At 42.7% G+C, this 22,487-nt stretch carries 16 protein-coding genes; 8 read left to right on the top strand and 8 right to left on the bottom strand.

Annotated elements, in window-relative coordinates:
• Nucleotides 1-411 precede the first annotated feature (411 nt).
• On the top strand, nucleotides 412-1,785 hold the full coding sequence (gene gndA / locus GSF13_RS15230) for an NADP-dependent phosphogluconate dehydrogenase (protein ID WP_174168812.1): 1,374 nt from the start codon (nucleotides 412-414) through the stop codon (nucleotides 1,783-1,785).
• Nucleotides 1,786-1,883: 98 nt separating this feature from the next.
• Here the strand turns inward: gndA and ansA are convergent, their stop codons facing one another.
• Together ansA and sppA are read right to left on the bottom strand one after the other, a co-directional pair.
• Entirely contained in the window at nucleotides 1,884-2,894 is a 1,011-nt protein-coding gene (ansA, locus tag GSF13_RS15225; RefSeq protein WP_010376991.1) for an asparaginase, read from the bottom strand.
• 71 nt (nucleotides 2,895-2,965) lie between these two features.
• Nucleotides 2,966-4,846, bottom strand: a complete 1,881-nt coding sequence (sppA, locus tag GSF13_RS15220) for a signal peptide peptidase SppA (protein ID WP_211866144.1) — start codon at nucleotides 4,844-4,846, stop codon at nucleotides 2,966-2,968.
• Nucleotides 4,847-5,058: 212 nt separating this feature from the next.
• On the opposite strand from sppA, the gene GSF13_RS15215 reads away from it, so the two are divergent.
• The 5 genes from GSF13_RS15215 (at nucleotide 5,059) to GSF13_RS15195 (ending at nucleotide 10,722) form a co-directional block, all read left to right on the top strand.
• Nucleotides 5,059-7,020: an NADPH-dependent 2,4-dienoyl-CoA reductase gene (locus GSF13_RS15215; RefSeq protein ID WP_211866142.1), complete on the top strand. Its 1,962-nt coding sequence runs from the start codon at nucleotides 5,059-5,061 to the stop codon at nucleotides 7,018-7,020.
• 63 nt (nucleotides 7,021-7,083) lie between these two features.
• Nucleotides 7,084-7,791, top strand: coding sequence for a DoxX family protein (locus tag GSF13_RS15210; RefSeq protein WP_211866140.1), 708 nt, complete (start codon nucleotides 7,084-7,086; stop codon nucleotides 7,789-7,791).
• A 185-nt stretch (nucleotides 7,792-7,976) separates the two neighbouring features.
• A complete protein-coding gene (locus tag GSF13_RS15205; RefSeq protein WP_211866138.1) occupies nucleotides 7,977-8,525 on the top strand; it encodes an NAD(P)H nitroreductase in 549 nt (182 codons plus the stop codon).
• Nucleotides 8,526-8,537: 12 nt separating this feature from the next.
• On the top strand, nucleotides 8,538-9,170 hold the full coding sequence (gene upp, locus GSF13_RS15200) for a uracil phosphoribosyltransferase (protein ID WP_211866136.1): 633 nt from the start codon (nucleotides 8,538-8,540) through the stop codon (nucleotides 9,168-9,170).
• Between the two features lie 124 nt (nucleotides 9,171-9,294).
• Nucleotides 9,295-10,722: a M1 family aminopeptidase gene (locus GSF13_RS15195; protein ID WP_211866134.1), complete on the top strand. Its 1,428-nt coding sequence runs from the start codon at nucleotides 9,295-9,297 to the stop codon at nucleotides 10,720-10,722.
• Between the two features lie 68 nt (nucleotides 10,723-10,790).
• On the opposite strand, the gene GSF13_RS15190 is transcribed toward GSF13_RS15195, so the two are convergent.
• Nucleotides 10,791-13,244, bottom strand: coding sequence for a TonB-dependent receptor (locus tag GSF13_RS15190; RefSeq protein ID WP_211866132.1), 2,454 nt, complete (start codon nucleotides 13,242-13,244; stop codon nucleotides 10,791-10,793).
• A gap of 174 nt (nucleotides 13,245-13,418) precedes the next feature.
• Between GSF13_RS15190 and GSF13_RS15185 the strand changes: the two genes are divergently transcribed.
• Entirely contained in the window at nucleotides 13,419-13,943 is a 525-nt protein-coding gene (locus tag GSF13_RS15185; protein ID WP_039495785.1) for a YaeQ family protein, read from the top strand.
• 71 nt (nucleotides 13,944-14,014) lie between these two features.
• Here GSF13_RS15185 and yfaE read toward each other — a convergent pair whose 3' ends face one another.
• The 5 genes from yfaE to ubiG form a co-directional block, all read right to left on the bottom strand.
• Nucleotides 14,015-14,287, bottom strand: a complete 273-nt coding sequence (yfaE, locus tag GSF13_RS15180; protein WP_010604851.1) for a class I ribonucleotide reductase maintenance protein YfaE — start codon at nucleotides 14,285-14,287, stop codon at nucleotides 14,015-14,017.
• Nucleotides 14,287-15,417, bottom strand: coding sequence for a class Ia ribonucleoside-diphosphate reductase subunit beta (gene nrdB / locus GSF13_RS15175; protein ID WP_010604850.1), 1,131 nt, complete (start codon nucleotides 15,415-15,417; stop codon nucleotides 14,287-14,289). Before nrdB ends, yfaE begins: the two co-directional genes overlap by 1 nt.
• A 53-nt stretch (nucleotides 15,418-15,470) precedes the next feature.
• Nucleotides 15,471-17,756 (bottom strand): class 1a ribonucleoside-diphosphate reductase subunit alpha, encoded by a 2,286-nt coding sequence (gene nrdA / locus GSF13_RS15170; protein WP_174168816.1) that lies wholly within the window; start codon nucleotides 17,754-17,756, stop codon nucleotides 15,471-15,473.
• 355 nt (nucleotides 17,757-18,111) lie between these two features.
• Nucleotides 18,112-18,759 carry an HAD-IA family hydrolase gene (locus GSF13_RS15165; protein WP_174168817.1) on the bottom strand — a complete coding sequence of 216 codons (648 nt, stop codon included), beginning with the start codon at nucleotides 18,757-18,759 and terminating at the stop codon, nucleotides 18,112-18,114.
• The gene (gene ubiG / locus GSF13_RS15160) at nucleotides 18,756-19,466 is read right to left on the bottom strand and encodes a bifunctional 2-polyprenyl-6-hydroxyphenol methylase/3-demethylubiquinol 3-O-methyltransferase UbiG (protein ID WP_174168818.1); all 711 of its coding nucleotides are present in this window, start codon (nucleotides 19,464-19,466) and stop codon (nucleotides 18,756-18,758) included. Before ubiG ends, GSF13_RS15165 begins: the two co-directional genes overlap by 4 nt.
• Before the next feature lie 265 nt (nucleotides 19,467-19,731).
• Here ubiG and gyrA point away from each other — a divergent pair, with 265 nt between their 5' ends.
• Nucleotides 19,732-22,404, top strand: coding sequence for a DNA gyrase subunit A (gene gyrA, locus GSF13_RS15155; RefSeq protein ID WP_206473192.1), 2,673 nt, complete (start codon nucleotides 19,732-19,734; stop codon nucleotides 22,402-22,404).
• The last annotated feature ends 83 nt before the right edge of the window (nucleotides 22,405-22,487 follow it).

Below are 22,487 nucleotides of genomic sequence, written 5' to 3'. Positions count from 1 at the left end.
AAAACTTATGAATGTGTTAAAAGTAAATCAAAATTGCTGTTTTTTTACACATGCCACATTGTAAAATCACGATTTAACTAATTAGAGCATAAAGAATTATGCAAAACCCTTTTTAACACTCGAATTAAGTTATATGATCTATATGTCATCATTATGACACCGGTGTCAGTGGCCGTCAATCTCGAATATTCTACCTTACAGCTTAGGGGGACCATTTGAGATTTATCACAAAATTGGTGAATTCGTGCTGCTGTCACTATATTGCTATACAGTGAATTGTGTTAGCTGTCATATTTTGGGGACCGATATGATACCAGTGAATTGTGTGTCTCGCTGGTCAATCATGGTCGCTCAGGTATAATGCACATACACGAACGCATAAAGTTTTGATGTTACCGAGGAGGAAACTAAATGCAGGTTGCATTAGTTGGTTTGGGTGTGATGGGTAAAAACCTCGCGCTAAATCTAATTGAGAAGGGGATGACCTTAGTCGCTTATGACAAGAACCCCGAAGTAGGTGCGGAATTATTGAGTTGCGCACAGTCGTTAGGTATGGCGGAGCGCTTACACATAGTGTCTGATCTCGGTGATATGATCAGAAGATTAGAGACTCCTCGCTCGATTTTATTACTCGTTCCAGCAGGTGAACTAGTAGATAAAGTTTGTAGCGATTTGGTTGAAGCTGGAGTTGAGAAAGACGATATCATCGTTGACTGTGGTAACAGTAATTACAAAGATGGTATTGCACGTAAATTGAAATATCAGAATAAATTTGAGTTTGCCACTATGGGGATTTCTGGCGGTGCCGAAGGTGCACGCCATGGTCCTGCAATGATGGCAAGTGGTTCAGAAGGTGGCTGGGAGCGTATCGAGCCTTGGTTCGAAAAAGTTGCTGCGAGCTACAACAACGAATCATGTTTCGCGCGTGTAGGGCAATCGGCCAGCGGTCACTTTGTTAAAATGGTGCACAATGGTATTGAGTATGCGTTGATGCAGCTTATTGCCGAGCTTTATCAATTGCTACGCTTGGGGACCGGTCGCTCTCCTAAAGAAGTTGCTGAGATTTTTGAATCTTGGTCTGAAGGTAAATTAAATAGTTATCTACTTGCAATTTCTAGCCACATTTTAAGTCTAGAAACAGATCAGGGCGAGTCTTTAGTCGACCTTATCGACAATAAGGTAGGAGCTAAGGGCACTGGCCTTTGGACGGCGCAAAACGCACTGGAGCTTGGTATTGCCGTACCTTCGCTTGTGGCTGCGGTACAAGCTCGCCATCTCACCAATACTATTGATACTCCAGCTGCAAAAGAAATGACGTATGCGAATAAATCAACGCAAACAATTGAGGTTGATTTAGACGAGTTAAAAGATGCGTTTTATTTTGCCAGTTTGCTATGCTACCGCCAAGGTCTTGCACTGATTAAGGGCGCGTCTCGTGCACACCAATGGAAAGTAGATCTCAATAAAACGCTACAAACCTGGCGTGCGGGCTGTATTATCCGAGCTGATTACTTAGACGATATTGCTGAAGGTGTTGAATTTATCGATTCACTTGAGAAGCCTGCACTTGCACTACGTAGTGTTACAGGTAAAGCGGTGGCGACTGGTTTGTCTTTCCCAGTGCTTGCTGCGACGCAAACTTATATTGCAACACTGAGCACGCCAAGCAACGGACACTTGGTGCAAGCACAGCGTGATTACTTTGGTGAGCACGGTGTAAAGACACACAGTGGTGAAACTTGTCACCTTACTGATCTTGTCGATATCGAAGCAAAAGTTAGATAATAATCGACGTTCGGAGTAGTTCGAGCTGATTTAAAAGCCGTGGTGAAGATATCACGGCTTTTTTGTTGCGATACTTTTCGCTTTATTGATATCGATTACTATCGAGTTAGCTCGCCGCGCAGATTGTCTTGCATCAAATGGCGGATCGTTTCTAGCTCAAGCTGCTGGCTAAATAAATAGTGTAGCTTTGTTAAGCACGCTTCTAGTGTCATATCGTAGCCACTGATCACACCACAGTTTAATAACGCATTTCCTGTCGCGTAGCCGCCCATATTCACTTTTCCTTGAATACATTGGGTGAGGTTGATAATTACCACTCCGCGATCGCTGATTGCTTTAAGCTCAGTTAAAAAATGCTCGTCTTGTGGCGCGTTACCAACACCAAAGCTCAATAAGATTAATGCTTTCATCTCACCACGCATTAGGTTCTTAAGGATTTCTGTTGAGATCCCAGGATACAAATGCATTACCGCGATAGGTTGAGGTGAAATCTTGGTGACTTGCAAGCTTTGCTCAACGTAAGGGCTTAGCTTCCCTTCGATCAGCTGAATATTGATCCCAGCTTGTGCCAGCGGCGAAAGGTTTGGAGAGGCGAATGCATCGAAGCCATCAGCATGAGCTTTGATTGCTCTATTACCGCGGTAAAGTTTATTGTTGAAAAACAAACTCACTTCGGCGATAGGGTAGTTAGCAGCCAAATACATCGCGTTTAACAGATTCACTTGACCATCAGAGCGCAGTTGTGACAACGGAATTTGAGAGCCGGTCACTATCACAGGTTTAGTTAAGTTCTCAAACATAAAGGATAGCGCAGAGGCAGTATAGGCCATGGTATCTGTGCCATGGAGCACCACAAAACCATCGTAGTCGTGATATTTTGATTGAATGTCATCCGCGATAAGCTGCCAGTGATGCGGTGACATATCTGACGAATCAATTAACGGGCAATATTCATGAATATCAAAAAGCGGCATTTCATCGCGAGTAAACTCAGCGTTATTTTTTACCGTATCTGTTAGATATCCCGCAACCGGAACGTAACCGCGACTGGATTGCTTCATACCAATGGTACCACCGGTATAGGCGATATATATTTTTTTTCTTTTCATAAAAAAGCCCAGAATAAAATCTGGGCTCAGTATAACAATTACAGCACCACAATTGCAGTGCTTAATCGATTTTACTCAGGTGAAACGTTACACACTAAGCAAAGCGTATAGACATGGTTAGGGTCGTTAAGCTGGCCTAACATTTGAGTTTGTAGTGCTATTGTATTGCTAACGCTGTCTAGGGCATTTAATGCAGTTTTTGCGAATATTGATTGCTCAGGTACAAGGGCACTAATGGCACTTTGCACCATAGACGCACCAAATAATTGCTGCATCAGCTTTTCTTGCTCGGTGAGTGTTTGTTCAATAGTGATAACATCATACATCTCTAAATTAGCAAGACTTGCAGCCGCTTCAATGGCATCATTTTTGTTACCTAACTTATCGACTAGGCCAAAATCAAGCGCCTGAGTTGCTAGCCATACTCGTCCTTGCGCAACCTCATTAACCGCTGACTTATCAAGGTTTCGTTCGGTTGCAACCATGGAAATAAATTTATCATAGGCATCTTCAACGCCCATTTGGATTAGATTTTTATAGCCACCATCTATCCCTCTGAATGGAGATTGGCCTTTTAGTTCGGTTGTCGCGACACCATCAGAGTATATTCCTAATGAGTTTGCTGCATTTTCAAAGGTCATTATCATGCCAAATACACCAATAGAGCCGGTGATCGTACTTGGCGATGCCCATATTTCATTAGCTGATGCCGCGATCCAATAACCGCCGGAAGCTGCAACAGAACCCATTGATGCTATCACGGGTTTTCCTGCGGCCTTTAGTGCAATAACTTCATTACGAATGGTTTCAGAAGCAAACATGCTACCACCGCCGGAGTCAATTCTTAGTACGACGGCTTTCACTTTGTCGTTAAGGCGAGCCTTCTTAAGTACTGCTGCTGTTGAATCGCCACCAATAGCTCCCGCTTTACGCTTGCCATCAGAGATTTGACCTTTAGCAACAACCACAGCGACTTTCTCGGTAAATGGATTTTCTGCAAACTCTTTAGGCGGTAACGTCGATAGATATTGACTGAACGAGACCTGTTTAAAAGATTTTCCCTTTGCATCAAGACCAACTTCATCGATCAGTTTCTGAGCAAATGCTTGATTGGTGGTTAATGCATCGACCCATTGGTTGTCGATAGCATATTTGGCGGAATCGCCTTGTGCAGCTTCCATTTTGTCTGTTAATGCTGCGAAGGTTTCATCAAAATTAGCCACATCAAAACCGCGGTTTTCGGCTACTTCTGTTTTATATTGTGTCCAAAGCGGGGTGATCCATCCAAGATTTGATTCTTTTGCTTCTGGTGACATATCGCTGCGAATATAAGGTTCAACGGCCGACTTGTATGTACCAACGCGGAAAATATGCTGCGTAACTTTAAGCTTATCAAGCGCCTCTTTGAAATACAGCGGGTACATGCCAAAACCGGTGATGTTAACCCCACCGTAAGGATGTAGAGAAATTTCATCGGCTACTGAGGCGAGATAATATTGAGCTTGAGTGTAATAAGCGCCGTGAGCATAGATTTTTTTGCCTGTTGCTTTGAATTGCGCGAGCGCGTCTTTGATATCTCGTAATTTGTCGAGATGGGCGCTATGAAGACGTTGTAAATCAAGATACATCACTGTAATGCGGTCATCTTGAGCTGCTTTATTGATAACATCAATGACATCATCTAACAAAATTTCACTTGGCTCTTCTGAATCGGCGAAAGCATCACTCATGGCCGCCTCAACTGGGTCAACATAGGTCAATTGTTCGACTATGATACCGTTTAGGTTTAAACGTAATACGCTTTTACTTTCGACCTCAACCTGATCCTCACCAGATACAATGCTTATCACTATGGCGATAAGAATGAATAAAAACAGCAGATTTAGAATTAATCGCCTAGAAAAGTTCAGTGTGGCCCAAATGCCCTTAAAAATATTCGCTATCAGTTTCAAAATGATCCCTTATGCTTAACTTCAATACAACTCTATACATTTATCATATATCAGAGCGAGTTTCATGAATAATAGAAAAACGTAACGAAGTATTTTCATGATTGAAATATCGCCAATGCTGCCAAATTCGTTAATTTCTTTCTTCTTAAGACTTGCCAAATAATAAAAAAACGTTAATGTTCACAGGTAAGACCAGTTTTGTGGGGCGGCAAATGTTAGAACAAGAACTACAACTTAAACATACCAGTTTGCGAAATCGCTTGGTAATGGGATCAATGCATACCGGGCTTGAAGAAGGGTGGCACAACCGAAAGCGGCTCGCTGCATTTTATGAAGAACGAGCAAGAGGTGGAGTGGGCCTGATCGTAACTGGTGGTTACAGTCCAAACCTACGTGGTAAGTTGACACCAATTTCTTCTTCTTTTAACTCGTTATACGATGTAATTAAACACAAAGCATACACCGAGGTAGTACATAAACACGGCGGCAAAATTTGTCTACAGTTACTACATGCTGGGCGCTATGCTTATCATCCATTCAACACTGCACCTAGTGCGATCAAAGCACCGATTAATCCGTATAAACCAAAAGCAATGAGCTTAAGTGCCATCAAAGGTACGATTAAAGACTTTGCTCACTCAGCTAAGTTGGCCGAAAAAGCAGGCTACGATGGTGTGGAGATCATGGGCTCAGAGGGCTATTTAATCAATGAGTTTATGGCGGGTCATACCAATAAGCGCACTGATGACTATGGTGGTAGCTTAGAAAACAGAATGCGATTGGCAACAGATATTGTAAAAGCGGTTAGAGCGAAAGTGAGCGATAAGTTCATTATCGTTTTTCGCCTGTCGGTCATGGACTTAATCCCAAATGGCTCAACTCCAGAAGAAGTTGTGCTTCAAGCCAAAGCTTTGGTCGCGGCAGGTGTGGATATTCTTAACACCGGTATTGGTTGGCATGAGGCGCGCGTTCCAACAATTGCGTCGATGGTGCCTCCAGGTGCCTATCGTGAAGCGTCACACAGATTAAAACAAGCCGTTGATATACCTGTTGTAGCAGTAAATAGGATTAACACGCCAGATCTTGCTAATGACATTTTAGCCAAAGGTGATGCCGACCTTATTTCTATGGCGCGTCCGTTGCTGGCTGATCCTGAATTCTTTAACAAATATCAAGAGCAGCGCTCAGAGCAAATCAATATTTGCATCGGCTGTAATCAGGGTTGTTTAGACCATGTATTTAAAGGCAAACGAGCAACATGTTTGGTGAATCCACAAGCGGGATTTGAATTGGATTATCCACTTCAGAGTGCCCGAAGGAAAAAACAAGTACTCGTTGTTGGGGCAGGACCTGCTGGGTTGTCTGTAAGTTACTATCTCGCCAAAAAAGGCCACCAAGTTAAGTTAATTGATAAAGGTAGCGAGCTTGGTGGTCAGTTTAATTTAGCGATGCGAATACCAGGTAAAGAAGACTTCCAACATACGCTTAAATACTATGTCAGCGAAATAAATCGCTTAGGCGTTGAGCTTTGCCTAAATACATCATACGAAGAAACAATGGCAAACGCGTTTGATGATGTGGTATTTGCAACGGGTGTAAGTCCACGGATGTCGAAAATTGAATGCGCAGATGGGAAACGTGTGTTTGCCTATGACGAAGTCATAAAAGGTGAAGTAGAACTGGGCAATAAAATTGCTATTTTAGGTGCCGGTGGTATTGGCTTTGACATGGTAGCGTTTTTAACTGAACAGCGAGAACAAACGATCCCTGATTTTAAATCTCAATGGGGAATAGAATGCGAAGCGCAGCCTTCACAAGAGCAAAGGCCGATTTATATGTTAAAACGCTCTGAAGGACGTTTTGGTAAAGACTTAGGTAAGACCACCGGTTGGATCCACAGAGCGGTTGCAAAACACCACAATGTTCAACAAATTGCAGAATGCGAATATATCAGCTTTGATAATCAAGGTTTGACTGTAAGAGTTGCAGGTGAAGAGCAACTGTTAGATGTCGATACGGTCATTGCTTGTATTGGACAAGTTTCTAACGATAGCTTGTTCGATAAAGAGGCACTACCTGAGAATCAGCACGTTATCGGTGGGGCCAAACTGGCTGCAGCGATTGATGCTAAGCGAGCGATTGCAGAGGCACTTCAAGTAGCAAGAAAGATCTAACGAAATAACCCAACCCAATCTGCGGTCTATACTGATAATTCAAACATCAACTATGGACCGCATATGCTTGCCAACCTACTAAAGCCGTATCGGCAACTACAACATTTATCTCAACATTTTTCTGGTATCGCGCCATTACTCATGCGCCTTATTCTTGCGCCCGTTATGATCATTGCAGGTTACAATAAATTAAATTTGTCTAATCCGGACGCGACATTTTTACAACGCCTCCTCGCCGATCCCAATATCGTCGCATGGTTTGGTAATAGTGAATGGGGCTTAGGTCTGCCTTTTCCTGACTTGCTTGCCTTTCTAGCCGCATGGACGGAGTTTTTAGGTGGTTGGTTAATTTTATTCGGCTTGCTTACACGCTTAGTATCAATTCCGCTCATGGTGACTATGGTTGTTGCTGCAACGACGGTGCATTTGGAGCATGGCTGGTTTTCGGTTACACCAACAAATCCAGACACCAGCGCGGCTAAAGTACTAGATTGGCTAGGCTTTGAAGAAGCTAAAGTGAGCCTAGAAAATAGCGTAGCAGCAAAGCAACGTCTGGATTCAATTAAAGAGATAGTCGAAGAAAATGGCAGACCAAATTATCTCTATGAAAGAGGCAATATTGTTATTTTAAATAATGGAATTGAATTTGCGGCAACTTACTTTGTATTACTACTTTCACTATTTTTTACCGGTGGTGGACGTTATGTCAGTGTTGACTATTGGTTGAGGTTACTTATTGATAGAAAACAACGCCATTTACTTCCAGAGTAAAACGAAATATTGCAAGGATGCTATCCAGAAATCCGTGATGTCGCGTGGTCGAATTTAAGGGAAAATGATAGACTACAAGCCACGTAATACCAATTTGATTAGATAGGTGCTCTATTTCGAGACACATAATAAGTCAAATTGGTATAATTCACGGCCATTTTGAAGGCGCAACACGGGATGAGTTAATGGACGCCATAGAATTACTCTTAACACGCCAGTCAGATAGCAATCTGTCTTTTCCTGGACCTAGTCCAGCTCAGTTAGAAATCATTAAAAAAGCAGCACTAAAAGTGCCAGATCATGGTGGCTTAACACCGTTTAGATTTATTACAGTAGAAGAAAAAGGCCGCGAAAAGCTAGGTGAAATCTACTATCAAGCGGCGGTGAAAGAGCAGCAAGAGCAACGAGTAATCGATAGAGCGAGACAGCTACCAGAGCGCGCGCCAATGTTGATCATCGCAATATCTCCTTATCAAGAACATCCAAAAGTGCCTCGTATTGAGCAAATTCAAAGTGCCGGTTGTAGTGTACTTGCTATGCAGCAAGCCGCTTTTGCACAGGGGTTGTCTGGTGTATGGCGAACTGGCTACTTTGCTCAGAGTCTAGAAGTGAAAAAGCAACTTGGTCTCGCTGAAAAAGATGAAATTGTTGGCTATCTTTATTTAGGTACGCCTACGGTGCAGTGTGCAAAGCCAGTAAGGCATAAACCAGAAGATTTCTTTAGCAGTTTATAAGGATACGCAGCCATGGCATTACATGTAATTGATCACCCATTAGTTCAGCATAAACTTGGACTCTTGCGAGAGCAGGGTATATCAACCAAAAACTTTCGCGAAATTGTCTCAGAAGTTGGCAACTTACTCACTTACGAAGCAACAAAAGATTTGACGTTGAGCGATCAGGTCATCTCTGCTTGGGATGGTAACGAATTAACAGTTAAAAGGCTGACAGGCAAAAAGATCACCTTGGTGCCAATTTTAAGAGCCGGTTTGGGAATGCTAGATGGCATACTGCAGTTGATCCCAGCAGCTAAAGTAAGTGTTGTGGGTTTACAGCGTAACGAAGAAACACTTGAGCCTGTGCCTTATTTTGAGAAGTTGGTGGGCAATATCGATGCCAGACTTGCATTAGTTATTGATCCAATGCTGGCAACGGGTGGCTCACTGATTGCTACTATCGACATGCTAAAAAAAGCCGGTTCAAAAGAGATCAGAGCAATTGTGCTGGTGGCTGCGCCTGAGGGAGTAAAGCTGGTGGAAAAAGCACATCCTGACGTTGAAATATACACGGCAGCATTAGATAGCCACTTAAATGAGAAAGGATATATAGTCCCTGGGCTTGGTGATGCCGGTGACAAAATCTTTGGTACGAGAACCTAGCAGGTTTAGTGATTAACAGATTTTGTTTTTTGATCTAAAGCAATGATACAAAAAAATATGGTAGTAAAAACATGCTTTCCGCTCTATTTTTGTTAAAACAACAAAATAATATTAAGGATAGACGATGTATTTGCTACGTATTTTTTTGTGGCTAAGCTGCATTTCTGCTTCAGCAAGCGAGCTCCCCAGCATTGAAAAAATAGAAACATTTGCAACCAACTATCATCTCAATCTCAACATACATACACAAACAAGCAGTCTATCTGGCAGCGCAACGATAACGGTTAAAAATCAAGGAACAACACCAACTAGCGTAATCCCATTAAGACTTTATCGCTTGCTTAGTGTTGTCGATATCACTTCGGAAGCGGGTAAGTCCCTCAACTATACACAAGGAGTAGTAAGTAATATTGATGACTCACTATTTCAGTCTAATTATATTAAATTATCGTTATCTGAGGCGCTCCAACCCGATCAACAAACAACTTTTACTGTTAATTATTCTGGCCATATAAAGGGGTATGTAGAAACTGGGATGGCTTATATTAAAGATGACATCACCCCTTTGTTTTCTATTATTCGTATGGACGCATATGCTTATCCGCTCATCACAGTGCCTGATGATAGGGTCAATCGCGCGTCACGCTTTTGGCAGAAGCTGTATAACTACACCGCTAGCATCGAAGTGGATAGCGGCTTAGTAGTAGCAAATGGTGGAATTTTACTAGGCGTAACAGAAACCGAACAAGGACGAAAGGTTTATTCATACAAAAACCAGAAACCCTCATGGAGAATGGACTTCATGGTCGCACCATATACCGTGACAAAAGGGCATGGCTTTAAGCTATTTACGTTACCGGGAAATAAATATGCAACTGACTATATGGAAAAGGCAAAACAAACCATAACGTTGTATGAAAGTTGGTTTGGTCAACGTCAAAGCACTGGTGAGTTTAGCTTTATAGAGATCCCAAAGGGGTTTGGTGCTCAAGCTGATGTTACCGCAATTATTCAAGACAGCGAGGGGTTTGTGGAGGTAACTCGTTTGTATCACGAACTGAGTCATCTATGGGACCCACGTTCGAATGAAAGCTACTCACCACGCTGGAATGAAGGTAAGGCTACCTTTTTAGAGTATTTAACGGATTCACGGCTGAATAAAAGGGTGTCTTTAAGCTCGCATATGACAAACGTACTAAAACGAGCAAAAAACCAGTTCGTTAAACAGCCTAAATATTTAACGACTGCGTTTGAAGAGTATGGAAAAGCTGGACTTAATGCCTATTCGGTAGGGGCGCTATTTTTTGCGCTTTTGCATCATGAGCTAGGAGAGGAAAGGTTTAATCATTTACTACGTACTTTTTATGCAGCACATGTTAAAAGCGGAGCATCAACAGGCGACTTTATCCTTGCACTGCGTGATTTGAAAGATCCTAACATTGATTGGATATTATCTCGTTGGGTGAATAGCCATAGGTTCACGCTTGATATTTTAGACGCTACCAACTTTGAGAACTTCATCACGTTGAGTATAAGAAGTAGTAAAATATAAATAATCCAAATAAAAAAGCTACCCACAAGAGGTAGCTTTTTGGCTTCTATAAAAGAAAGGAATCGGTATTAAAAGTAGCCTCTAATGCCAAGCTTGATATTACGACCTGGAAGAGGGGCTTGCTCTTTGATAAACGAGCTATGCACAAAGCCTAGCTCATCTGTTAGGTTATCAAGGTTAACATAACCAACCATGTCACTGCCCATAAACTCAAAGTCATAGTTAAACGACATATCCACTAACGTATAGCCCTTAGTTTCACTTTCATAGCTCGCGATGTTGTCTTGCTTGAAGTAATGTGTCACCGTGAAGTTAGCTGTTAGGTTCTCGTAACTGTGTTCGTAATCGAGACCTAGCTTGTTGCTTGGAATACGTGGTAAATATTCGTCGTTATCTAACTTCGCTGTCAGCGAGTCACCAAACACTTTGACGCGTGCAAAGTTGCTTAGTTTGTAATGGGCATCAAACTCAAGGCCGTATAGCTTGGCATCACTGCTTTCAAACTTAAACACCGGAACAGCGCCTTCATGTGCATGATCCGCCACTTCTAAACCGTGCTCTGGACTATAGATATAGTCTGTTAATGCCTGATAGTAGAAGTTTTCGATGTCGTTATAGAAGAAATTAACGGTATAGCCAAAGTTACCTGAGAACTTTCTAAAGCTAATGTCTAGGTTGTTTGATGTTTCTTGTTCGATATCTTGCGGCTCAAAGTGTAAATGATCACCTTCTAGCTCATAACCAAGCCCTAGTTCATAGGTGCTGGTTGCGATATGAATGCCATTTGAAAGCAATTCGGCGGTTAATGGTGCGCGCTCCGAGCGAGACAGCGAAACAGCGACGTTTTGGCCTTCAGCAAAGTCGTACACGCCACCAATAGACAAGCTTAGATTGGTCATTTCCAGGTCATAAGAAATAAACCCATTATCTAAGTTACCACCATGGTCATGGTCGTGATCATGGTCGTGTTCACCTTCATGGTCATGATCTTCTTCGTACGCTTCCAGTTGATTGCCTTTGCTTGATAACTGGTAGTCTTCAATACGAGCACCTAACTCAAGTGTGAAGTCTCCAAAACGACGTTCTTCAAGGATATAAAGTGCGTGCGTTTTGGTATTGGTCGATGGCGTGAAAGCTTCTGCACCGTTTGCGGCGTAATCGCTGTCGGAGAAATGATAACCAACAGTGCCGTGCCACTCTCCTAAGCGGTGCTCTGCCGTTAAGCGTAACTCAGTTGTATCATTCTCAAATACAGTGCCAATGTTTCCATCTTCAATTTCAGCGTGTTCATAATCGGTGTAGCCGACACGTAGGCCAACAGATTCAAGCCAGTCACTGTGTACTGCATAATTTACAAGCCCTTGCCAACGGTCTTGTTTTACTCGAGCAAATACGGATTCTTCTTCGTGGTCATGCCCTTCCTCTTCATGCTCGTGATCATGGTCATGACCAATATGAGAGTGAGCAGGAATGCCATAGTCCGTATCAACACGGCCATAAGAGAAACCAACGGTCAGATGATCGCCAACGTAACTTGTACCTAAGTTAAATTGCTCAGAATCGATAAAGGTATTGTCGACGCGATTGGCGTACTCTGTTTCATGCTCTTCTGCTTCGTGGGCATGATCTTCGCCTTCATGTTCATGCTCGTGTTCTTCATGTTCGTCGTGTGGAAGCGCGAAATTAGGGGTTTCATAATCACCACCTTTACGCTTAACGCCATCGAAATGGAAGTTAAATCCGTCAAAGCCGGATTCTAATAATACCGCAAAGGTATTGGTATTTGAGTTGGTATCATGGCTATAGTCGGCAGCGCCCTGAAGGCTATCGATCACGTCTGTCGGAATACGATTATCAACAACATTAACCACACCACCGATTGCACCTGAGCCGTAAAGTAGGGTTGCAGGACCTCTTAGCACTTCAATTTGCTGCGCAGCCAGCGAGTCATTAGTGTTGGCGTGATCTGGGCCAACGCGCGAGGCATCGCTACTGTCTAACCCGTTTTGCGTGATTTTAACCCGAGGACCATCTAAACCACGGATGATAGGGCTTGAACTCACCGGACCAAAGTAACTAGCATTGATCCCTGGTTGGCCTTTTAGTGTTTCACCCAGTGTTGGTTTGGCACGGTTTTTTAGCTCATCCCCACTTAATACACTGACCGGAGAGGTCATTTCCATACTATTTTTATGTAGGGCAGAAGAGTAAACAACAATGCTCTCAACAGATGTTGGTTTTAGTTCGACTCGAACAAATCCTTGGGCTTCATCTACATCTACACGTTTATCAAGATAATTAGGCTTAGTAACGTGTAATTGAGAATCAGCATCTATTGCAATGGTAAATTGGCCATTCTTATCTGATTTAACTGACTTGCTTTTGCCATGAAGATGGATGGTTACATTACTAAGTGGTTGATTGTTTGCGTCAACAACTTTACCTGTTAGTTGTGCAGCATAAGCTGGCGCTGCACCTATTATTGAAATTAATGCGCTGGCGATAAGAGACTGCTTAAACATATTTTTATTACCACGAGTTAGGTTATGTATTGAACGAGTGAGCTGTTCGACTAATAGAGTGATAATATAACACTACAAATTTTGCGGATCAATAACGTTATACTATAACTTAGTTATTGTTGAAATTAGAATTACAGCTATAGTTAAGAAACAAGCTAAAGTGAGCACAACATAATGAACAAGCCATTTGTTTTCAAGGCAAGGATTAAGGTTGCTGACTTATTTCACCATAGCCACCATGAAGAAGCGTTTACTACCGCCATGTTGTCAAAAGAAAGTAGCGAGCATTTTGCGATGAAACTGCTTGGGATATGCGCACTGTCTTTTGATAAGCCGGCAAAGTGGAGCAAGGCGGAGAAAAAACATTGGCCGGACGTATGGCTAGAAGACGACAACGACCAGGTTGAAGTCGCTTTGTTTATTGGTACCTTAGAGGTTGATGAGATACTCAAGTATGAAAAGCTTTATGCTAAGGTTGTAGTGTTGTGTGCTGACGGTGAGCAATGGTTTGAAGAGCGTCGAGCGCAATTACAGTTTATTGGATCTTTCTCTGTGTTTAGTATTCCCACGGACTTTGTAGCTGAATTGTGTGAAATGCTGACGCGAAGTTTACATTGGGACGTGATTTTTGAAAATGGGGCGATGAGTGTTACTGATAGTGAACACTACATTCGTACTCAAATTACCAAGCTGATTTAACGCACTAGTTAACCTAAACTCGGGATAACGGCTGCTAGAGAACAAGTTGTTATGTCGCGGATTTTGGTTATTTACGGCAACTCTATTTTAATATGGCTTGTGGGTCTGCTACAGCACAATAAAATTTCCCCATCTCTCACAAAAGCAAGCGGCTCGTTCGCGTACTGTGTTTGTCCTTCAATGAGCTTGGCGCGGCAGGCGCCGCAAAAACCCTCGCGGCATTGATAGGGGACTTCAATATTTGCGGCTTCAAGGGTTTCGAGTATCGAAGACGAAGAAGCCACATATTCCAGTGGCTCCTCAATATTCTCAACCTGAATTAGGAAGGATGGCTTTTCAACCATTACAGGTCGAAATCGCCAAAGTCAGAGGCATCAACTTCAGAGTCGATTTGTCCAACAAGGTATGAGCTGATCTCAGCTTCCTGTGGTGCAACTTGAACATTGTCAGAAACAAGCCAAGCATTGATCCACGGAATAGGGTTCGATTTGGTCTCAAATTGCGTTGGTAAACCAACCGCTGACATACGAATATTTGTGATGTACTCAACGTATTGACACAAAATATCTTTGTTTAGTCCAATCATTGAACCGTCTTTAAACAGATACTCAGCCCATTCTTTTTCTTGCTCAGCTGCTTCAACAAACATCTTAATCGCTTCGTCACGGCATTGTGCTGCCACGATAGACATTTCAGGGTCATCTTTGCCTTCTTGCATGATATTCAGCATGTGCTGTGTGCCAGACAAATGAAGCGCTTCATCACGAGCAATTAGCTTGATGATCTTTGCATTACCTTCCATAAGCTCTCGCTCAGCAAAAGCAAACGAGCAGGCAAAACTCACGTAGAAGCGAATAGCTTCTAAGATGTTTACTGACATGATGCAAAGGTACAGAAGCTTTTTCAGTTCAAACAAGTTTATGACGACCGTTGTGCCGTTAATTTCATGCTTGCCTTCACCGTATTGATTATAAAGGCTTACCTTTTCAATCAGTTCGTCATAATACTTGGTCACTGCATCCGCACGTTCAACAATTTTGTCATTGCCCACGATGTCATCAAAGATTAACTCAGGGTTTTGCGTTACATTACGAATAATGTGAGTATAAGAGCGACTGTGAATAGTTTCACTAAATGCCCAAGTTTCGATCCAAGTTTCAAGCTCAGGGATGGAGACGATCGGCAAAAGTGCAACGTTTGGAGAGCGACCTTGCACACTGTCTAGCAATGTTTGATATTTTAGGTTGCTCAAAAAGATATGTCTTTCGTGCTCAGGAAGTGCCTGAAAGTCCAATCTATCCTTACTTACGTCTACTTCTTCTGGACGCCAGAAAAACGATAATTGCTTTTCAATTAGCTTTTCGAAAATAGGGAACTTCTGTTGGTCGTAGCGAGATACATTAACAGTTTGTCCGAAAAACATCGGTTCTTTTAATTGGTCGTTATGATTTCTGCTAAACGTAGAATATGCCATAAATGTGTTACTCAATACCTAAAAAAGCGGGTGATGACCACCCGCATAAAAAGTTATATTTTACAAGCGCCGCCTTCACAACCATCGTCTTCTGCTTCTGGTTTCATCTCATCTTGAGCATCCGAAGCACCGTCGCGGGTGTTATGGTAATAAAGTGTTTTAACACCAAGTTTGTATGCGGTGAGTAAGTCTTTTAGCAATAGCTTCATAGGAACTTTACCTGCTTCAAACTTACTTGGATCATAATTGGTATTTGCAGAGATAGTTTGATCGATGAACTTCTGCATAATACCAACCAGCGCAAGGTAACCATCGTTAGATGGAATATCCCAAAGTAGTTCATAGTTGTTCTTGAGGCGATCGTACTCAGGTACAACTTGCTTCAAGATACCATCTTTACTTGCTTTAACACTGATATGACCACGAGGTGGTTCAATACCGTTTGTCGCGTTTGAAATTTGCGATGATGTTTCAGATGGCATCAAGGCTGACAACGTTGAGTTACGCATACCGTGTTCTTGGATACTTGCTCTTAACGCATCCCAGTCAAGGCGTAATGGCTCTTCACAGACTTTATCAAGGTCACGCTTATAGGTATCTATTGGCATGATACCTTGTGAGTAGGTCGTCTCGTTAAACTTAGGACAAGCGCCGCGTTCTTTTGCCAGTTCATTCGATGCTTTCATCAGATAGTATTGGATCGCTTCAAATGTTCTGTGTGTTAGGCCGTTAGCACTACCGTCTGAGTACTTAACACCATTCTTTGCAAGATAATAAGCAAAGTTAATCACACCGATACCCAGTGTACGGCGTCCCATCGTTGCATTGTACGCAGCAGGAACAGGATAGTCTTGATAGTCTAATAGGTTATCAAGTGCGCGAACCGCAAGCTCTGCTAACTCTTCTAGCTCATCTAAAGACTTGATAGCACCTAAGTTAAACGCTGAAAGCGTACAAAGTGCAATTTCACCTTCAGGGTCATTTACATGGCTTAACGGCTTCGTTGGTAGTGCAATTTCAAGACATAGGTTTGACTGGCGGATCGGTGCAACCTTAGAGTCAAACGGGCTGTGTGTATTACAGTGGTCAACGTTTTGTAGATAAATACGACCGGTGCTCGCACGTTCTTGCGCAAACATTGAGAATAATTCAATCGCCTTAATGCGTTTCTTACGAATAGACTCATCTTGCTCGTACTTAACATACAGTTCTTCGAATTTATCTTGATCTTCAAAGAATGCGTCGTAAAGGCCTGGCACATCTGATGGACTAAAGAGCGTGATATAGTCGTCTTTAATTAGGCGGCTATACATGGTTTTGTTGAACTGCACGCCATAATCTAAATGACGCACGCGGTTTTCTTCAACACCACGGTTATTTTTTAGTACTAATAGGTTTTCAACTTCAAGATGCCAAAGCGGGTAGAATAGGGTCGCTGCACCACCACGCACACCGCCTTGAGAACAGCTTTTAACAGCTGTTTGGAAGTGCTTATAAAACGGAATACATCCTGTGTGGTACGCTTCACCATTTCTGATTGGGCTACCTAGTGCACGAATACGACCTGCGTTAATACCGATACCAGCGCGCTGACTGACGTATTTTACAATCGCAGAAGAAGTTGCGTTGATTGAATCTAGGCTATCAGCACATTCAATCAGTACGCATGAGCTAAACTGACGTGTCGGCGTACGAACACCAGCCATAATTGGCGTTGGTAATGAAATTTTGAATGTTGAAACCGCATCGTAGAATCGCTTAATGTAATCTAGACGCGTTTCTTTCGGGTAGTTTGCAAACAGGCTTGCAGCAACAAGAACATATAAGAACTGCGCACTTTCATAGATCTCACCTGTTACGCGGTTTTGTACAAGGTACTTACCTTCCAACTGCTTAACGGCTGCATAGCTGAAGTTCATATCTCGGCTATGGTCGATGTAGCTGTTTAGCTCATCAAACTCTGCTTTTGTGTAGTCAGTGAGAAGGTGCTGATCATAGCGCTTGTCTTCAACCAGCTTTACCACATGGTCGTGTAAGTGCGGCGGCTCAAAACAGCCATAGGCTTTCTTACGCAAGTGGAAAATAGCCAAACGAGCGGCTAGATACTGATAATCTGGAGACTCTTTTGAGATCAGATCGGCTGCAGCTTTAATAATCGTTTCGTGGATATCACCAGTACGAATACCGTCATAAAACTGGATGTGTGACTTTAATTCAACCTGAGAAACTGAGACGTTATCTAGGCCTTCTGCCGCCCATGTAATGACACGATGGATCTTATCTAGATCTAACGGTTCTTTGCGACCGTTTCTTTTGCATACAGATAGCTGTTGGTTCATGTTATGTGCCTGTATTCCTTAGGAACGCGCTTTAGATATCGCACGAATATAAAATTGTTTAGCAAACCACCACTATATATGGTGCCCTAGTGGCTAGGGATCACAAGATAGTGGGGTTGACGTGAATTTGCAAGAGAACAACTCGGGCAGAATTGTGGATAAGTTTGGGATAATTTATTTATGTAAGTACCCACTAACCTATGACAATCCACTTATCTGCCCACAAAGAAAAATCAACAAAAAGATGATGCTTTTCAGCAAAAATAAAAAAAAATTCTAACTGATTTTTTTCTACACAAATTCGTATCTATTATAGCAAAAACACAATATATGGTGTTTTATTTTTTTATCGACACTAAATATGCGATAACGTGTCTAATGGGTTAGTAAGATAGAGATCCGCATGCCAAGACTTAGCTTCGGATTCAGATGGAATGAATCCCCACATTGCTGCTGCACTAATCATTTTTGCGGATTTTGCAGCAATAATGTCTCGCTCAGCATCGCCAACATAAATACACTGCTCTGGCGAAATCCCCAATTTTGAAGCCACTAATAGCAAAGGTTCTGGATGAGGCTTGGCCACCGCCAGTGTATCTCCGCATACTACTGTCTCGATCTTTGCAAGTTCAGGGATCTGTTTTAGTAGCGGAAGTGTTAAAAACTCAGGTTTGTTCGTCATGATCCCAACCTGAATCTCTTTTTCTAAAAGTGCCGCTAATAACTCACCAATTTGCGCAAAGCATTGGGAATGTACTGATAAATTCGCCAGGTAGTAGTCGAGTACACCCTGCCGTAATATTTGAATGTCGTAGTGCTTTAATGACTCACCAAATCCTACTTGCAACATCGCTGCTACGCCGTTTGAAATCGCACTGCTATAAACCTGTTTGCCGACAGTAGGCATTTTATTAGCAGCTAAAACGTGGTTTAGTGCGGCTCCCAAGTCATCACTGGTATCCAGCAAGGTGCCGTCTAAATCAAATAGTACCGCCTGGATCATGCCAGCTTCTCAAAGTGTAGAATGTAGTTAACTGAAACGTCTTTAGTTAAGGTAAATGTTTTGCCGATAGGGTTGTAGTTAACCCCTGTCGCCGCCCTAACTTTGAGGTCGTATTTTTCAGCCCAATCAATTAAGGTTGAAGGGCGAATAAATTTATCATGCTCATGCGTGCCTTCAGGAACCATTTTAAGCAGTTTTTCTGCGGCGACGATAGCCAGTAAATACGCTTTTGTAGTTTTGTTTAAGGTAGAAAAAAATACATGACCGCCGGGCTTAACTAGCTGTGCGACTGAACGAATAATGGATTCTGGGTCTGGTACGTGTTCTAGCATTTCCATGCAAGTTACTACATCGAACTCACCTTGGTGCATGGCTGCGAATTCTTCCGCTGGCACTTTTTGATAGTCTACGTTAACGCCGACCTCTAATGCGTGGAGCTTTGCGACGTTAAGCGGCTCTTGCCCCATATCGATACCGGTTGCATTTGCACCCAGCTTAGCCATGCTTTCTGTTAAAATCCCGCCACCACAACCGACATCCAATACTGTTTTTGCGAATAGGCCTTCACACTTATCGTTAATAAAGTCCAACCTCAACGGGTTAATGTCGTGTAATGGTTTAAATTCTCCCTCTCGGTCCCACCAGCGCTCTGCTATTTCTTCAAATTTAGCGATTTCATTAGGGTCTACATTTTGATGTTCGGTCATAAAAAACTTCCTCGTCGAATTGAGCGCATTATAAAGGGGATTAGATAAAAATAGCACCTGTAAAACGGTAAAAAGTGTGTTAGCATGCTTGACGAATTTTATAATAAACAAAGCCCCCGCTGATACTCTGAGGCAATTCGGCTATTTTTTGAAGTGCGTTTAATTGGCGCTTCAGCAGAAAAAGCAATTTGCTATTCAGATAGCATCTCAACACAAGTTGTAGTGTGACACAAAAGGGGTGGACACTGAAGGAAAGTGGAGTCAAATGTCTGATCTCGCCAATGAAATCCTGCCAGTCAATATCGAAGATGAATTAAAAAATTCATACCTAGATTATGCAATGAGTGTAATCGTAGGTCGTGCATTACCTGACGTACGTGACGGCCTAAAGCCTGTTCACCGTCGTGTATTGTTCGCGATGAATGAACTTAAAAATGACTGGAACAAACCTTATAAAAAGTCAGCTCGTGTAGTTGGTGACGTAATCGGTAAATATCACCCGCATGGTGATAGCGCGGTTTACGATACTATTGTACGTATGGCTCAGCCTTTCTCTCTACGCTATATGCTCGTAGATGGACAAGGTAACTTTGGTTCTGTCGATGGTGACTCTGCAGCTGCGATGCGTTATACCGAAGTACGTATGGCGAAAGTCGCTCACGAGTTACTTGCTGACCTTGAAAAAGAAACCGTTGATTATGTACCAAACTACGATGGTACAGAGCAAATTCCAGATGTGTTACCAACTAAAGTGCCTAACTTATTGGTGAATGGTTCATCTGGTATTGCGGTTGGTATGGCGACCAATATTCCACCTCACAACTTAACTGAGGTGATCAATGGCTGTTTGGCTGTGATCCAGAATCCAGACATCACCATTGAAGAGTTAATCGACTATATTCCGGGTCCTGATTTCCCGACTGCCGCCATCATTAGCGGTAAAAACGGCATCGAACAAGCCTATAAAACAGGCCGTGGTAAGATCTATATCCGCGCGAAAGCTGAAATCGAAGTCGATGAGAAAACAAACAAAGAAACCATCATCGTTCATGAAATTCCTTACCAAGTTAACAAAGCAAGACTAATCGAAAAAATTGCTGAACTTGTTAAAGACAAAAAGGTTGAAGGGATCAGTGCACTACGCGACGAGTCGGATAAAGACGGTATGCGTATTGTTATTGAAATCAAACGCGGTGAAGTCGGTGAGGTTGTACTAAACAACCTATATGCTCAAACACAACTACAAACTGTGTTTGGCATCAATATGGTTGCACTAGACAACAACCAGCCTAAGTGTTTCAACCTGAAAGAAATGCTTGATGCGTTTATTATTCACCGTCGTGAAGTTGTAACGCGTCGTACTGTATTTGACCTGCGTAAGGCAAGAGACCGAGCGCACACGCTTGAAGGCCTCGCAATTGCGCTAGCTAACATTGACCCAATCATTGAGCTTATTCGTAAGTCACCAACACCAGCGGAAGCGAAAGCGGCGCTAACTGCGCGAGCTTGGGATCTTGGTAACGTTAAATCAATGCTTGAGCGCACTGGCGAAGAAAATGTTGCGCGTCCAGATTGGTTAGCGCAAGAATTAGGGATCCGTGATGGTCAGTACTATTTGTCTGAGCAACAAGCCCAAGCAATCCTAGACTTAAGACTACACAAATTAACAGGTCTTGAGCACGAGAAAATTCTAGCAGAATACAAAGAACTACTCGATCTTATCGCTGAGCTACTGTACATCCTTTCTACTCCAGAGCGTTTGATGGAAGTGATCCGCGATGAGTTAGTTGAAATCAAAGAAACGTATGGTGATGAGCGTCGCACAGAGATCACCGCTGCTGCGCACGATATCAGTTTAGAAGATTTGATCAACGAAGAAGACGTTGTCGTTACGCTTTCTCACGAAGGCTATGTGAAGTATCAACCTCTTAGCGATTACGAAGCTCAGCGTCGTGGTGGTAAAGGGCGATCTGCAACTAAGATGAAAGATGAAGACTTTATCGAACGTCTACTCGTTGCAAATACTCACGATACAATTCTTTGTTTCTCCACTTCTGGCCGCTTGTATTGGTTGAAAGTTTACCAGCTGCCGCTTGCATCACGTGCTGCGCGCGGAAAGCCAATTGTTAACTTGTTACCACTCGAAGCTGATGAGCGTATTACGACAATTTTACCGGTTCGTGAATACGAAGAAGATAAGTTTATCGTCATGGCGACGGCGAGTGGTATCGTTAAGAAAACACCTCTGACTGCATACAGCCGTCAGCGTGCAAGTGGCATTATTGCTATCAACTTGAACGAAGGCGATAGCCTGATCGGTGCTAACATCACCACAGGTGAAAATGACATCATGCTATTTACTGAGCATGGTAAAGTTGTACGCTTTAACGAGAAGCAGCGAGATTCTGAAACAGGTGAAGTGAAGCGTGATCCTGAAACTGGCGAAGAAATGTTGGCTTTACGTCCGATGGGCCGTACAGCAACAGGTGTTCGTGGTATCAAGATGCCAGATGACGTGAAAGTGGTATCACTAATCGTACCACAAGGCGATGGTGCAATCTTGACCGTAACTGAAAATGGTTATGGTAAGCGTACACCGCTTGAAGAGTACCCAGCGAAGAGCCGTGCAACACAAGGTGTTGTGTCAATCAAAGTAACTGAAAGAAATGGTTCTGTGGTTGGTGCGGTTCAAGTTGATGACAACGATGAAATCATGCTGATCTCAAACCGTGGTACGCTAGTTAGAACGCGTGTAAACGAAGTTTCTACGGTAGGCCGTAACACCCAAGGTGTTATTCTGATCCGTACGATGGAAGAAGAAAAGGTAGTTGGTCTTCAACGCATCGAAGAAATTGAAGTGGAAGCGTTGCCTGAAGGTGATGTTGCAGAGTTTGAAGGTGAAGCAACACCGGCTGCGGAACCTGACGCAGAGGAATAAAAAACCCTATCCAAAAAAAAGCGACTTCGGTCGCTTTTTTTCTTTCTGTCAATTTTTTCAATCTGTTCCTCTATGACAAGAGC

The sequence above is a fragment of the Pseudoalteromonas sp. M8 genome (assembly GCF_018141365.1).
In the GTDB taxonomy this organism is placed as follows: domain Bacteria; phylum Pseudomonadota; class Gammaproteobacteria; order Enterobacterales; family Alteromonadaceae; genus Pseudoalteromonas.
Note: the sequence above shows the minus strand (reverse complement) of the source record. Positions and strands in the feature narration are given on the sequence as shown.

What these genes read in the sequence shown, in the direction of transcription:
- gndA (WP_174168812.1), top strand. Translation starts at nt 412, where the DNA reads ATGCAGGTTGCATTAGTTGGTTTGGGTGTGATGGGTAAAAACCTCGCG.
- ansA (WP_010376991.1), bottom strand. Translation starts at nt 2,894, where the DNA reads ATGAAAAGAAAAAAAATATATATCGCCTATACCGGTGGTACCATTGGT.
- GSF13_RS15215 (WP_211866142.1), top strand. Translation starts at nt 5,059, where the DNA reads ATGTTAGAACAAGAACTACAACTTAAACATACCAGTTTGCGAAATCGC.
- GSF13_RS15210 (WP_211866140.1), top strand. Translation starts at nt 7,084, where the DNA reads ATGCTTGCCAACCTACTAAAGCCGTATCGGCAACTACAACATTTATCT.
- GSF13_RS15205 (WP_211866138.1), top strand. Translation starts at nt 7,977, where the DNA reads ATGGACGCCATAGAATTACTCTTAACACGCCAGTCAGATAGCAATCTG.
- upp (WP_211866136.1), top strand. Translation starts at nt 8,538, where the DNA reads ATGGCATTACATGTAATTGATCACCCATTAGTTCAGCATAAACTTGGA.
- GSF13_RS15195 (WP_211866134.1), top strand. Translation starts at nt 9,295, where the DNA reads ATGTATTTGCTACGTATTTTTTTGTGGCTAAGCTGCATTTCTGCTTCA.
- GSF13_RS15190 (WP_211866132.1), bottom strand. Translation starts at nt 13,244, where the DNA reads ATGTTTAAGCAGTCTCTTATCGCCAGCGCATTAATTTCAATAATAGGT.
- GSF13_RS15185 (WP_039495785.1), top strand. Translation starts at nt 13,419, where the DNA reads ATGAACAAGCCATTTGTTTTCAAGGCAAGGATTAAGGTTGCTGACTTA.
- yfaE (WP_010604851.1), bottom strand. Translation starts at nt 14,287, where the DNA reads ATGGTTGAAAAGCCATCCTTCCTAATTCAGGTTGAGAATATTGAGGAG.
- nrdB (WP_010604850.1), bottom strand. Translation starts at nt 15,417, where the DNA reads ATGGCATATTCTACGTTTAGCAGAAATCATAACGACCAATTAAAAGAA.
- nrdA (WP_174168816.1), bottom strand. Translation starts at nt 17,756, where the DNA reads ATGAACCAACAGCTATCTGTATGCAAAAGAAACGGTCGCAAAGAACCG.
- GSF13_RS15165 (WP_174168817.1), bottom strand. Translation starts at nt 18,759, where the DNA reads ATGATCCAGGCGGTACTATTTGATTTAGACGGCACCTTGCTGGATACC.
- ubiG (WP_174168818.1), bottom strand. Translation starts at nt 19,466, where the DNA reads ATGACCGAACATCAAAATGTAGACCCTAATGAAATCGCTAAATTTGAA.
- gyrA (WP_206473192.1), top strand. Translation starts at nt 19,732, where the DNA reads ATGTCTGATCTCGCCAATGAAATCCTGCCAGTCAATATCGAAGATGAA.